The following is an 11,182-nucleotide window of genomic DNA, read 5'->3' as shown; positions in this document are numbered from 1 at the left end:
AAGAAAAAAATTTGGCTCTGAAGTTATTAATAATAAAACATATGTGATCGCAAGTGATGGTGACTTGATGGAGGGTATAAGTCACGAGGCAATGAGTTTAGCCGGTCATCTTAAATTAAAAAACCTAATAGTTTTTTTTGATAATAATAAAATTTCAATTGATGGTTCAACATCATTAAGTGTTTCGGATAATTACAAAAAAAGATTCGAGTCCTACGGTTGGAGCTTTATCGAAGTTAATGGTCATAATGAAAAGCAAATATCAAAAGCAATTACTAAAGCATCAAAATCAAAAAAACCAACGATCATCTCTTGTAAAACTATTATAGGATTTGGATCACCTAATAAATCTGGTAAGGCTTCCTCTCATGGATCCCCTTTAGGAGATGAGGAAATATCATTAGTAAGAAAAAAATTAAAGTGGAACAGTGCGCCATTTGAAATACCTGAAGAAATTTTAGATGAATGGAGAGAAATAGGAAATAAAGGAGAACAATTAGAACACAAATGGCTGCAAATAATTAATAAAAAAAATCCAAAAATTAAAAATGAACTTAATAAATTTAAAGAAAAATTGAATCTTGCAGGTTTAGAAAGTTTGGTCCAAAAAGAGAAGGAGAAATATTTTGAAGCTAAGCCAAGTTTAGCAACAAGACAATGCTCAATGGCTGCAATTGAAAAAATTTCTGCTTTTCTTCCGCAATTGATAGGAGGATCAGCTGATTTAAGTGGTTCAAATAATACAAAAACTAACAATTCTAAAATTATTAACTCTAAAAACTTTAATGGGAATTACATTCATTATGGAGTTAGAGAGCACGGTATGGCGGCAGTTATGAATGGTTTAGCACTTTATGGAGGAATAATTCCTTATGGAGGAACTTTTTTAATTTTTTCTGATTATTGTAAACCTTCTATTAGACTCTCTGCTTTAATGGGTCTAAAAGTTGTTTATGTTTTTTCTCATGACTCCATTGGTCTAGGTGAAGACGGTCCTACTCACCAACCAATTGAACAATTAGCTGGATTAAGAGCTATACCAAACTTAAATGTATTTAGGCCTTCAGATATAAATGAAACTTTCGAATGCTGGGAGATCGCTTTAAAAAGTGAAAATACGCCAAGTGCGATTGCATTATCTAGACAAAAAGTTCCTTACATAAACCCAAAAAATTCAAAAGAAAACAAATGTGAAAAAGGAGCCTATGTAGTAAATTTAACTTCGCATGAGAGCAATGTAACATTGGTTGCTTCAGGTACGGAGGTAGAACTTGCCTTAAAAGTTCAAGATAAACTTAAAGAAAACAACATCCACTCAAAAGTAGTTTCAATGCCATGTATGGAGCTTTTTGATAAGCAGCCTGAAGATTACCGTAAAAATATTTTAGAAGAAAACTCATTGATTATCACATTAGAAGCTGGAAGTGTAATGTCTTGGCAAAAATATATTAAAAATAAAGGTGCTAATTTAGGTATAGATAAATTTGGTGAAAGTGCTCCTTACAAAGAAGTTTACAAACATTTTAAATTATCAGAGGAAGATATAACAAATTTTATTCAAAAAAAATTGAGAGAGTAACAGAAGTCGATGGATGAAATAAATTTCTTTCCTGATGATTTAGAAATCAAAGATCAGAAGATAATTCTTAGATTAGATTTAAATGTCCCAATTAAAGACAAAATTATAAAAGACGATACAAGAATAACTTTATGTTTACCTTTTATAAATAGACTAATTAAAAAAAAAGCAAAAATTATAATTATCAGTCATTTAGGTCGACCAAAAGGAGTTAATGTCCCTGACCTGTCTTTAATACCTATCTACAAATATCTCAAAGATGCGCTTAAAACTAATGTTTATTTTTTTAGAGGAAATTTTGATGGTGAAACTAAAGAAAAATTTTCTCACCTAAAAGGGGGTGAGGTAATATTAATTGAAAATATAAGATTTTTTAAAGAAGAAACCGAAGATAGCCAAGATTTTTCAAAAAAGTTAGGTGAACTTGGAGACATTTATGTTAATGATGCATTTTCATGCTCTCATAGAAAACAAGCTTCTGTACATAGTATAACTAAATTTGTAAAAAAAAGTTATGCTGGTCCTTTATTAAAAAAAGAAATAACAGCAATAAATTTTGTTATAAAAAATAAAAAAGAACCAGTAACTTGCATTATAGGAGGATCAAAAATTTCTACAAAGATTAATGTTATTACTAATCTTTTAAAAAAAGTAAATAATATAATAATTGTTGGAGCAATGGCTAATAATTTCTTCGTTCATAAGAATTTTAAAGTTGGTAAATCTTTAATTGAAAAAAATACAAAAGAGGTAATAACAAATATTTATAAAAAAGCAGAGGAACATAATTGTAAAATATTAATACCAGAAGATTGTATGGTAGGAACAGACTTTGAAGGTACTGGTAAAAATAAAAATCTCGATGAGATTAAAGAAAATGAAATAATTCTAGATATTGGCTTTAATACAATTAAAAAAATTCAAAAAAAGATTAACGAGTCAAATACTGTTCTGTGGAATGGACCAGCCGGGTATTTTGAAAATGAGAACTTTTCAACAGGAACTATCTCGATTGCGAAAATCATCTCACAAAATACTTTAGAAAAATCTTTAATATCTGTGCTTGGAGGTGGAGACACTCTCTCAGCAATTAATAAAAGTAACATCAAACTTACTTTCTCTCACTTATCAACAGCAGGAGGAGCGTTTTTAGAATACTTAGAAGGAAAAGACTTGCCTGGTATAAGTGTTTTAAAATAAATAATCGTTATGACGTTAAATGAAATTGCAAAAAAAATGTGCGCTAAAGGCAAAGGTATTCTCGCCGCAGATGAAAGTACTGGAACAATAGCTAAGAGATTTAAAAGTATAAATGTAGAAAATATTGAAAAAAATAGACTGAACTTTAGACAAACTCTTTTTAATTCAAGTGCAATGAAAGATTATATAGGGGGAGTAATTTTATTTGATGAAACAATAAGACAAAAAACCACCTTGGGTCCATCTATTCCAGAATTAATTTCTAAACATGGAGCTGTTCCAGGAATAAAAGTTGATAAAGGTGCTAAACCTCTTGCTGGATCTAACGATGAAACTGTAACAGAGGGTTTAGACGGTTTACGTGAAAGATTAAAAGAGTATTATGATTTAGGTGCGAGATTTACGAAATGGAGAGCTGTTTATAAAGTTACAGATAAATTTCCATCTACCCAATCTATTAAGTCTAATGCTCAGGCTTTAGCAAGGTACGCTGCTTTAGTACAAGAAGCTAAAATGGTACCGATAGTTGAACCAGAAGTTTTGATGGATGGTTCTCACAACATTGATAAATGCTATCAAGTTACCACAAATGTGCTTAATGAGTGTTATAACGAACTTGAATTACATAAAGTTGATTTAAAAGGCACTGTTCTTAAACCTAATATGGTGATACCTGGCTCAGAATGCAAAGATAAGTCTAGCGCCGAAGAAATTGCTAAAAAAACTTTAGATTGTTTGAAAAAAAATGTACCAACCAAAGTACCTGGTATTGCTTTTTTATCAGGTGGTCAGTCTGAAATTGAGTCTAGTAAAAACTTAAATGAGATAAATAAAATTAATGATAGTAATTTTTTAATTACTTTCTCTTACGGTAGAGGATTGCAAGCAAGTGCATTAAAAGAATTTGGAAAAAATCAAGAAAATATAGAAAATATCCAAAAAGCCTTTAACCATAGAGCTAAAATGAATGGTCTCTCATCTAAAGGTGAGTGGTCAGAAGAATTAGAGAAAGAAGTTGTGGCCTAATACGTTGAAGAAATTAGTATATTTAATTTCACCTAATAAAATTGATCAGAATTTCTACTCTAGTTTAGATAAAGTTTTGTCGTTTAAAAATGTAAAGTTTTTTCAATTAAGGTTAAAAAATGTAAGTCAAAAAAAACTTCTTAATGTCTGCAAAAAGATAAAAAAAATTACAATTAAACATAAAGTAAAATTTATTATTAATGATTATTTTATATTGACTTCTAAAATTAAAGCTGATGGCTGTCATATGGGTCAGCTTGATGGATCTTTTAAAATTGCCAGAAAAAAACTCAAAGGAAAAATTTTAGGAATTACATGTCATAACTCTAAATTTTTTGCAAATAAAGCCGTTGAGAATAAAGCTGATTATGTAGCCTTTGGATCATTTTTTAAATCAAAACTTAAACCAATGGCTAAAAAAGCAAATTTAAATATTTTAAAATGGGCAAAAAAAAATATTAAAAAACCAATTGTGGTTATTGGTGGTATTAATAACATTAACTATAAAAAATTGATTAACACTGGAGCAAAATATATTGCATTATCAAGTTTTATCTGGGATAACCCGAAATTAAAACCTGAACAGGCGATTAGAAAATTTAAATGAAAATAACAGCAAACGAAATAAAACCAGGAATGATAATAGAGCATAAAAACGACTATTGGAATGTTCTTAAAACCCAGCATGTTAAACCTGGAAAAGGTGGAGCTTTTAATCAAGTAGAATTGAAAAGTGTTGTTAAAGGAACAAAATTAAACGAGAGGTTTAGATCAAATGAGACCATAGAAAAAGCAGAAGTTGATGAAAAAAAATTTAATTTTTTATACATAGATGGTGAAAACTGTCATTTTATGGATAACTCAACTTTTGAACAAGTAGAAATACCTAAATCTGTCACTGGAGAACAGTATAAATTGTTAAAAGAAAATTTAGAAGTTTCTATTTCATTTATGGAAGAAAAACCTATATCGATTGAACTGCCAAATAACATTGAATGTACAATTGAAACAACTGATGCAGCAATTAAAAATCAAACAGCTTCTTCCTCTTACAAACCCGCAATATTAGATTGTGGTATAAAGATCAATGTTCCTCCTTTTGTTGAAAGTGGGGAAAAAATTATAATTGATACACGAACGTTGGAATACGTAAAAAGAGTAAATTAATGAGATTAAATTCTCCACAAATTAATTTAATTATTAAAGCGTGTATGAAAGCATCTAGATCATTGATAAGAGATTTTGGTGAAGTTGAAAATCTTCAAGTTTCAACTAAAGGTCCTGGTGATTTCGTTACTTCAGCAGATAAAAGAACTGAAAAAATATTAATTGAAGAGCTTAAAAAAGCTCATCCTGAATATGGAATAATTACTGAGGAGTCAGGAATGATTAATAAATCAAATACTGATAATAGATGGGTAATCGATCCGATAGATGGGACAATGAATTTTTTAAATGGAATACCTCATTTTGCAATTTCAATTGGTTATGAGGAAAAAGGTGAAATAACTTGTGGCGTTATATTTAATCCTATAACAAATGAAATGTTTGTTGCAGAAAAAGGTAGCGGAGCATATCTAAACAATTCGAGGATAAGAGTTTCTAATAAAAAAAAAATAAAAGATGCTTTGCTTGTTACTGGCGGTCCAAAGGGAGCTAGTAAAATTAAAGATAAAATATTCTCAGAATATATTAACATTTCAAATAATGTTTCTAATGTAAGAAAATTCGGAAGTGCTGCTTTAGATATGGCATATGTTGCTTGTGGTAGGTTTGACGGTTACTGGCAAAGAGAGCTTAATTATTGGGACATAGCTGCTGGAATAATAATACTTAAAGAAGCTGGTGGATTTATAAATTTTTTCGATGAAGTTAATAATAATCCTTTAAAAAAGAATATCATAGCTAGTAACTCTAATATACACAACGAATTGTTAGATTTGATAAGCAAATAAAGATATTGAGTGAGAACAAATATTAATATAAAACTCCGCAAATGAAAAAGAAAATACATCCAAACTATCATAAAATTAAAGTAATTATGACTGATGGAACCGAATTTGAAACTAGATCAACCTGGGGTAAAGAAAATGACACCCTTAAGTTAGATATAGATCCAAAATCTCATTTTGCATGGACTGGAGGATCACAAAAGGTTTTAGATAAGGGTAGAGTTAGTAAATACAATAAAAAATTTAGCAACTTAAGATCAAAAAAATAAAATTATGTCTGAGTCACCTTTTATGCCAAAAGCCACTGCTGTTTGGCTTGTTGAAAATACAACATTAACATTTAAGCAAATTGCTGAATTTTGTAAGCTGCATGAACTTGAGGTAAAAGGTATTGCTGACGGAGATGTAGCCAAAGGAATAAAAGCATATAATCCGATTTTAGCAGGACAACTCTCGAGAGAAGAAATTGAAAATTGTTCAAATGATCCTTCAAAAAAATTAAGTTTATTAAAAAAACTTGATGAAGTTGAAATTAAAGAGAGAAAAAAACCAAAGTATACGCCCTTATCTAAAAGACAAGATAGACCTGATGCAATTTTATGGTTGTGTAAAAATGCTCCTGATTTGACTGATGGTCAAATTTCAAAACTTGTCGGAAGTACAAAAGGAACTGTTTCACTAATAAGAAAAAGAAGTTACTGGAATTTTTCTAATTTAAAAGCAAGAGATCCTGTAATTTTAGCTTTATGCACTCAAGAGGCTTTTCAAAAAAGTTTGGATAAAGCTAAAAGACGAATTGAAAGGGAAAAAAAAGCTAAAATTAGAGAGGAAAAAAAGTCTCAAGCAGCTTCACTATAGACAAACATAATTACAGATGATAACTAGCATGAAAATTAACTGGAGGTTTTTATTAAAATAGACGTAAAAGATAACAATGTTGAACAGGCTATAAGAGTTTTAAAAAGAAAGCTTCAAAAAGAAGGTTTTTTTAAAGTTATGAAGATGAAGAGTACTTATGAAAAACCGTCTGAAAAAAAAAAGAGAGTTCAAACTGAAAATCTAAAAAGAATTAAAAAACTCCAAAAACTTAAAAACAGATATTAAATATTTAAAATGAGAGGATTAATGATGCCGTCGGGTAAAGTAAAGTGGTTTAATGCCAAGAAAGGTTATGGTTTTATAACTGATGATGAAAGTAAAAAAGATATTTTTCTACATGTTTCTGCTCTAGAGGAGTCGAAACTAAGAGTTCTGAAAGAAGAACAAACTATTTTTTACGACATAAAAGAAGAAAAAGATAAGCTCCAAGCAATTAACATAAAAAAGAAGAAATAGTTTAACGCGGGGTGGAGCAGTCTGGTAGCTCGTCAGGCTCATAACCTGAAGGTCGTAGGTTCAAATCCTACCCCCGCAACCAAAATGACAAATACAATTAGAAATATTACCATTATAGCTCATGTTGATCATGGAAAAACAACTTTGATTGATAGTCTAATGAAACAAAGCGGTACTTTTAGAGAGAATGAGAATATCGAAGAGCGGGTAATGGACTCAGGTGAATTAGAGAAAGAAAGAGGTATTACAATTCTCGCGAAACCTACATCGATTAATTGGAAAGATTCAAGGATAAATATTATTGACACTCCGGGCCATAGAGATTTTGCAGCCGAAGTAGAAAGGGTGTTACATATGGCGGATGGTGCTTTGTTGTTGATAGACTCAGCAGAAGGTGTAATGCCTCAAACAAAATTTGTATTAGCTAAAGCTTTAAAACAAGGTTTAAAACCAATCGTAGTAATAAACAAATTGGACAAGGCTGATCAGAGGGCTAATGAAGTTTTAGATGAAACATTTGATCTTTTTGTTAGCTTAGATGCTAATGAAGAACAATTAGATTTTCCGGTTTTGTATGCAAGTGGTAGATCGGGTTGGGCATCTAAAGATATTAATGGTCCTAGAGAAAATTTAAACCCATTGCTAGATTTAATCATGAAACATGTAAAGCCAACTAATTTAGACAAAACTCAGCCATTCGCTATGCTCTCTACTTTGCTTTATGCTGATAGCTTTCTAGGAAGAAGTTTAGTTGGTAAAATAGCTCAAGGGACTGCAAAAGCAAATCAGCAAATTAAAGCAATAAATCTTAATGGTGAAAAAGTGGATGAGGGAAGATTAACGAAAATTTTTAGATATGAGGGTACTAAAAAAGTACCAATTCAAACAGGTGAAGCAGGAGACATTGTAATAATTGCAGGTTTAGAAAAAGCAAACGTAGCAGATACAATTTGTGATTTAGAGTTAAATAAACCAATTAGTGCAACACCCATCGATCCTCCGACAATGTCGATTACAATTACAGTTAATAGTTCTCCTTTGGCTGGAACTGAGGGAAGGAAATTGACAAGTACTCAAATTCGCGAACGATTAATTTTAGAAGCTGAAAATAATGTTGGAATAACTTTTGAGGAAAACTCTAATAAAGACTCATTTGTAATAAGTGGACGAGGAGAGTTAATGTTAGAAATTCTTTTGACCCAGATGAGACGCGAAGGATTTGAGATGACTGTGAGTCCTCCCAAAGTTTTAATTAAAAAAGATAATGATGGAAAAAAACAAGAACCAATTGAAGAAATTACTATGGATTTGGATGAAGAATACTCATCAAAAATTATCGACTCAATGAATAGAAGGAAAGGTAAACTAGTTGATCTTAAAGATACAGGTAAGAATAAGAAAAGACTAATTTTTCATGCGCCAACTAGAGGTTTAATGGGCTACACAAGTAGATTTTTGACTTTAACTAAAGGGACTGGAGTAATAAATAGAATCTTTCATTCCTATGGAGATTATACTGGTGAAATGGAAGGGAGAAGAAATGGTGCTCTCATATCTATAGAAACAGGAAAGGCAGTTGCGTTCGCAATTTTTAATTTACAAGCTAGAGGAGAAATGCTCGTTACTCATAATGACCCCGTTTACGAGGGGATGATTGTAGGTATTTCATCTAAAGCTGGAGACCTTGAAATTAATGTAATGAAAGGAAAGAAATTAACAAATATGAGAACACAAAATACTGATGAAAATGTTGTTTTAACTCCAGTTAGAAAAATGGCAATTGCTGAACAATTAAGTTTGTTAAATACCGATGAAGCATTGGAGATTACACCTAAATCTTGTCGGTTAAGAAAGTTGATTTTAGATCCGCACGAAAGAAAAAGGCTTTCTCGAGCTAAGTCTAAAGCCTCTTAAAGGCTGAATCTCGACTTTTTACTATCAGCTAAAAAACTTTTTACGGTATCGAGTGTCATTGATTTAAAGCTTTTTCCAAAACCATTGATTTGATTAATAACTTTTGGTGGCATAGTAATAATATTACAATTAATTTGTTTAGCCTGAGTATAATTATAAGCCTCTCTAGTGCTTGCCCAAAGGATTTCAATATTTTTATTCTTTTTGGTTAAAGAAATACTTTTTTTGAATATTGGAAGTGGATCCTTACCTTTATCAGCCATTCTTCCAGCAAATATAGAGATTATAGATTGAGTATTTTTATTTAAATTTTTATAAATCTTTTGTGTCTGCTCAAAAGTGTAAACAGCTGTTATATTTAGTTTAATTCCCTTATCACTTAATTCTTTAATTACTGATCCAGTAAACTTACCTTTAGAATTAACAACTGGTATTTTAACATAAACGTTGTTACCCCAAGAATTAATTTCATAAGCTTGTTTAAGCATATCTTTCAAATTATCTGCAAATACCTCAAAAGAAATTGGTTTTTTTTTACAAGTCTTCAAAATTTTAAGAGAATAATCTCTATAATTTTTTGCTCCTGCTAATCTCATTAAGCTCGGATTTGTTGTGAAGCCATCGACTATTGTTTTATTATTAAAAAATTTGATTGTTTTATAGTCAGCTATATCGCAAAATATCTTAGTTTTCATTAATCTAAATTTTTAACAATATCCTCTGTCATTTTTTTTGCATCTGCAAACAACATAAGAGTATTATCTTTATAAAATAATTCATTATCTATTCCAGCATATCCAGGGGACAAGCTTCTCTTAACAAATAAAACGGATTTACATTTTTCAACGTCAAGTACTGGCATGCCAAATATTGGGCTTTTAGGATCTGTTTTAGCTACGGGATTTGTTACATCATTTGCTCCAATCACAAATGCAACGTCGGAATTGGCAAAATCATTATTTATATCCTCTAACTCAAACACTTCATCGTATGGAACATTAGCTTCTGCCAATAAAACGTTCATATGTCCAGGCATCCTGCCGGCTACTGGGTGTATGGCGTATGTGACTTTAATATCGTTCTTTTTTAATTTATCTACCATCTCTCTTAAAGCATGTTGAGCTTGTGCCACCGCCATTCCATAGCCTGGAACTATAATCACCGATGAAGCATTTTTCATTAGGAAAGCTGCATCTTCTGCATTGCCACTTTTAACTGGTTTTTGATCCTTCTTTTCTTTTTTGTCTTTAGAAGAATTATCCGCTCCAAATCCGCCAAGTATCACACTTACAAAAGATCTGTTCATAGCTTTACACATTATATATGAAAGTATTGCTCCAGAAGATCCAACAAGCGCACCTGTTATAATCAAAGCGGTATTTTCTAAAGTAAAACCTATTCCAGCTGCAGCCCATCCAGAGTAAGAATTGAGCATTGAAATTACCACAGGCATATCTGCTCCACCAATTGGTATGATTAATAAAACACCAACAAGAAATGAGATTAGAATTACTGTCCAAAATATATTTGTAGACTGTGTTTTACATAAATAAAAAATTAGTACAAAAATACCAATCCCAAGTATCAAATTGAGAATATGCTGGCCACTAAATGTAATAGGAGCGCCAGACATTATTCCTCTTAATTTTAAAAAAGCTATTATAGAACCTGAAAAAGTTATCGCTCCTACTGCTGCGCCTATAGACATTTCAATTAGGCTTGCTAATTTAATATCACCAATATTTCCTAAATTAAAAGCTGCAGGGTTTAAAAATGCTGCTATCGCTACAAAAACAGCTGCTAAACCAACTAAACTATGAAAACCTGCAACTAATTCAGGCATTGCAGTCATTGGAATTTTAAAAGCAATAAAGGCACCGATTGCCCCACCAATTACTAAAAATAATAGTACATAAACTAATGATGTAGAAAAGTTACCAATTGACAGGAATGTTACAACAATTGCTATTATCATTCCTGTAATTCCAAAGTAATTTCCTTGCCTAGATGTGTCTGGTGATGATAATCCCCTCAATGCAAGAATAAATAATATTCCAGATACTAAATAAAAAATCGCTGCTAAATTTGCCGAGATCATTTCTTTTTATCTTTCTTTTTTTTGTACATTTGAAGCATTCTTTGAGTAACCAAAAAACCCCCAAAAATATTTATTGCT

Annotated in this window: 14 protein-coding genes and 1 tRNA gene; 12 read left to right on the top strand and 3 right to left on the bottom strand. The window is 31.0% G+C overall.

Annotated elements, in window-relative coordinates; translation table 11 throughout:
- The 12 genes from AMN78_RS03375 to typA form a co-directional block, all read left to right on the top strand.
- On the top strand, positions 1 to 1,579 hold a 1,579-nt coding region (locus AMN78_RS03375), incomplete at its 5' end, for a transketolase family protein (protein WP_075534177.1).
- Positions 1,580 to 1,588: 9 nt separating this feature from the next.
- Positions 1,589 to 2,779 carry a phosphoglycerate kinase gene (locus AMN78_RS03370; RefSeq protein WP_075534176.1) on the top strand — a complete coding sequence of 397 codons (1,191 nt, stop codon included), beginning with the start codon at positions 1,589 to 1,591 and terminating at the stop codon, positions 2,777 to 2,779.
- Between the two features lie 9 nt (positions 2,780 to 2,788).
- Positions 2,789 to 3,805: a class I fructose-bisphosphate aldolase gene (locus tag AMN78_RS03365; RefSeq protein ID WP_075534175.1), complete on the top strand. Its 1,017-nt coding sequence runs from the start codon at positions 2,789 to 2,791 to the stop codon at positions 3,803 to 3,805.
- A gap of 4 nt (positions 3,806 to 3,809) precedes the next feature.
- On the top strand, positions 3,810 to 4,412 hold the full coding sequence (locus AMN78_RS03360) for a thiamine phosphate synthase (RefSeq protein ID WP_082254533.1): 603 nt from the start codon (positions 3,810 to 3,812) through the stop codon (positions 4,410 to 4,412).
- Positions 4,409 to 4,972, top strand: coding sequence for an elongation factor P (gene efp / locus AMN78_RS03355; RefSeq protein ID WP_075534173.1), 564 nt, complete (start codon positions 4,409 to 4,411; stop codon positions 4,970 to 4,972). Before AMN78_RS03360 ends, efp begins: the two co-directional genes overlap by 4 nt.
- Positions 4,972 to 5,760 (top strand): inositol monophosphatase family protein, encoded by a 789-nt coding sequence (locus tag AMN78_RS03350; protein WP_075534172.1) that lies wholly within the window; start codon positions 4,972 to 4,974, stop codon positions 5,758 to 5,760. The genes efp and AMN78_RS03350 overlap by 1 nt, the downstream gene beginning before the upstream one ends.
- Before the next feature lie 41 nt (positions 5,761 to 5,801).
- Positions 5,802 to 6,026: a 50S ribosomal protein L31 gene (gene rpmE / locus AMN78_RS03345; protein WP_075534171.1), complete on the top strand. Its 225-nt coding sequence runs from the start codon at positions 5,802 to 5,804 to the stop codon at positions 6,024 to 6,026.
- Between the two features lie 4 nt (positions 6,027 to 6,030).
- Complete coding sequence (locus tag AMN78_RS03340; RefSeq protein WP_075534170.1) at positions 6,031 to 6,615, top strand: cell cycle transcriptional regulator TrcR; 585 nt, start codon at positions 6,031 to 6,033, stop codon at positions 6,613 to 6,615.
- Between the two features lie 51 nt (positions 6,616 to 6,666).
- Entirely contained in the window at positions 6,667 to 6,861 is a 195-nt protein-coding gene (gene rpsU / locus AMN78_RS03335) for a 30S ribosomal protein S21 (RefSeq protein WP_075534169.1), read from the top strand.
- A gap of 9 nt (positions 6,862 to 6,870) precedes the next feature.
- The gene (locus tag AMN78_RS03330) at positions 6,871 to 7,092 is read left to right on the top strand and encodes a cold-shock protein (RefSeq protein WP_256997711.1); all 222 of its coding nucleotides are present in this window, start codon (positions 6,871 to 6,873) and stop codon (positions 7,090 to 7,092) included.
- 5 nt (positions 7,093 to 7,097) lie between these two features.
- Positions 7,098 to 7,174: transfer RNA gene (locus AMN78_RS03325), tRNA-Met, on the top strand.
- Positions 7,175 to 7,176: 2 nt separating this feature from the next.
- Positions 7,177 to 9,006, top strand: coding sequence for a translational GTPase TypA (typA, locus tag AMN78_RS03320; RefSeq protein ID WP_075534168.1), 1,830 nt, complete (start codon positions 7,177 to 7,179; stop codon positions 9,004 to 9,006).
- Here the strand turns inward: typA and AMN78_RS03315 are convergent.
- The 3 genes from AMN78_RS03315 to AMN78_RS03305 are packed head-to-tail and all read right to left on the bottom strand — an operon-like array spanning position 9,003 to position 11,178.
- On the bottom strand, positions 9,003 to 9,701 hold the full coding sequence (locus AMN78_RS03315) for a transaldolase family protein (RefSeq protein ID WP_075534167.1): 699 nt from the start codon (positions 9,699 to 9,701) through the stop codon (positions 9,003 to 9,005). The genes typA and AMN78_RS03315 overlap by 4 nt on opposite strands.
- Positions 9,701 to 11,101 (bottom strand): NAD(P)(+) transhydrogenase (Re/Si-specific) subunit beta, encoded by a 1,401-nt coding sequence (locus AMN78_RS03310; protein WP_075534178.1) that lies wholly within the window; start codon positions 11,099 to 11,101, stop codon positions 9,701 to 9,703. The genes AMN78_RS03315 and AMN78_RS03310 overlap by 1 nt, the downstream gene beginning before the upstream one ends.
- A complete protein-coding gene (locus tag AMN78_RS03305; protein ID WP_256997712.1) occupies positions 11,101 to 11,178 on the bottom strand; it encodes a proton-translocating transhydrogenase family protein in 78 nt (25 codons plus the stop codon). Before AMN78_RS03305 ends, AMN78_RS03310 begins: the two co-directional genes overlap by 1 nt.
- Positions 11,179 to 11,182: the final 4 nt, after the last annotated feature.

Origin of the sequence: Candidatus Pelagibacter communis (genome assembly GCF_001179945.1) — a bacterium.
Lineage (GTDB): Bacteria > Pseudomonadota > Alphaproteobacteria > Pelagibacterales > Pelagibacteraceae > Pelagilacustribacter > Pelagilacustribacter ubique_A.
Note: the sequence above shows the minus strand (reverse complement) of the source record. Positions and strands in the feature narration are given on the sequence as shown.

Coding starts and splice junctions, on each gene's coding strand:
- AMN78_RS03350 (WP_075534172.1), top strand. CDS start 4,972: ATGAGATTAAATTCTCCACAAATTAATTTAATTATTAAAGCGTGTATG.
- AMN78_RS03315 (WP_075534167.1), bottom strand. CDS start 9,701: ATGAAAACTAAGATATTTTGCGATATAGCTGACTATAAAACAATCAAA.
- AMN78_RS03340 (WP_075534170.1), top strand. CDS start 6,031: ATGTCTGAGTCACCTTTTATGCCAAAAGCCACTGCTGTTTGGCTTGTT.
- AMN78_RS03370 (WP_075534176.1), top strand. CDS start 1,589: ATGGATGAAATAAATTTCTTTCCTGATGATTTAGAAATCAAAGATCAG.
- AMN78_RS03330 (WP_256997711.1), top strand. CDS start 6,871: ATGAGAGGATTAATGATGCCGTCGGGTAAAGTAAAGTGGTTTAATGCC.
- rpmE (WP_075534171.1), top strand. CDS start 5,802: ATGAAAAAGAAAATACATCCAAACTATCATAAAATTAAAGTAATTATG.
- AMN78_RS03365 (WP_075534175.1), top strand. CDS start 2,789: ATGACGTTAAATGAAATTGCAAAAAAAATGTGCGCTAAAGGCAAAGGT.
- efp (WP_075534173.1), top strand. CDS start 4,409: ATGAAAATAACAGCAAACGAAATAAAACCAGGAATGATAATAGAGCAT.
- typA (WP_075534168.1), top strand. CDS start 7,177: ATGACAAATACAATTAGAAATATTACCATTATAGCTCATGTTGATCAT.